The sequence below is a fragment of the Streptomyces bobili genome, from assembly GCF_002154575.1.
Classification (GTDB): Bacteria; Actinomycetota; Actinomycetes; order Streptomycetales; family Streptomycetaceae; genus Streptomyces; species Streptomyces bobili.
This window is the reverse complement of record NZ_MUBA01000729.1, coordinates 1-1,244: the sequence shown is the minus strand read 5'-3', so window position 1 is coordinate 1,244 and position 1,244 is coordinate 1. Positions and strand designations below refer to the sequence as shown.

Sequence of the window (1,244 nt, the reverse complement as noted above, 5' to 3'; positions counted from 1 at the left end):
TCGGGTCGAAGGAACAGCGGCACCACACCCGACCGTTGCACGGTGAGGGCGTACGGCCGCTGTTCCTTCGACCCGAACCAGATGATCTCCCGTGGCCGCAGGGTCGCCTCGACGAACGCCGCACGCCCCGGCTCGATCTGTACGTTGCCCGGCCGGATGTCGTACGACAGGTGGTCGCCGGTGTCGCCGCCCGCGACGGACGCCGTCAGCCGCGTGTTGCCGAGGTTGTCGATCGCGAGGCGCGGCCGGCCCCGGAACCGTCCCTTCACGGTCGGCGGCACCAGCTCGGCACGCACCTCCGTGAACGGCGTGACCGTGAGATTCCCCTCCGGAACCGTCACCGCGTCCGGATGCTCGGTCGGCGTGATCCGCACGGCGTACGGGTTCGGACCCGCCGTCGCGTCCGGCGTACGAGGCGGAGCGAACGTCAGCTCCACCGTCCCCGTCGTACCAGGAAAGAGCCGCAAGGTCGGCGGCTCCACCGTCGTCCAGGGAGCCACACTCCCCACCGGCTCGAAGCGGTACTCGTCGACGACATCACCGGTGTTGCGCACCCGCAACCGCACACGGGTGCTGCCACCAGGGTCCACCGTCGCGGAAGCCGGTTCCAGGGAAGTCCACAGAGTCACCTGTCGACGCTAAGCCGGGAGGCGGCGGCCCGTCAGGAGGCGCAGGGGCAGGGCCGCTGCCCGAAGGGGACGACCGGCATGCCCCGTTCGCGGCACGCCCCGCGAAACCTCACACGGTGAGGCGGATCGCCTCCAGGTTCTGTGCCTCCTCCATCGGGCTGCCGCCGTACATCCAGTCGCCGGGCTTGGTGCAGCCCAGGCCCATCCAGCCCTTGTTCGCCACGTGGGTGTTCTGGCACACCGAGCCGTCGGTGACCTTGATGGTGAAGCCCTGGAGCGGGGAGACCGCCTCCTTCGACGACCCGATGTACATGTCGATGCCGTCGGCCGCCGACGACCACTTGTCGCCCGTCAGCCACCCCTCGACCACATGGGCGCCGTTGCCCGCCGTGCCCTTGGTCCCCGACACGGCGATGTTGAGCTTCTTGATCGGCAGGTCCTTGCCGGTCGTGCCCGCCTCCGCGCCGTCGCACACCGGGTCCTGCCAGCCGCGGTCGGCGACGTAGGCGCGGTAGCAGATGTGCCGGCCGTCGCTGCGGGCCGCCAACTCCTGTACGGCCGTGGCGGCGGTCCGCTCCTTCGGCTTCTCCTCCTCGTCGCCGCCGCCTCCACCGC

Annotated in this window: 1 protein-coding gene and 1 pseudogene; both read right to left on the bottom strand. The window is 70.7% G+C overall.

Annotated features, from left to right (window positions below; genetic code table 11):
- Positions 1–629 (bottom strand): COG1470 family protein (locus tag BZL64_RS36835; protein ID WP_244205771.1); only part of this gene is annotated, 629 nt, incomplete at its 3' end.
- Between the two features lie 109 nt (positions 630–738).
- Positions 739–1,244, bottom strand: a pseudogene (locus tag BZL64_RS36830) (hydrolase); the annotation flags it as partial.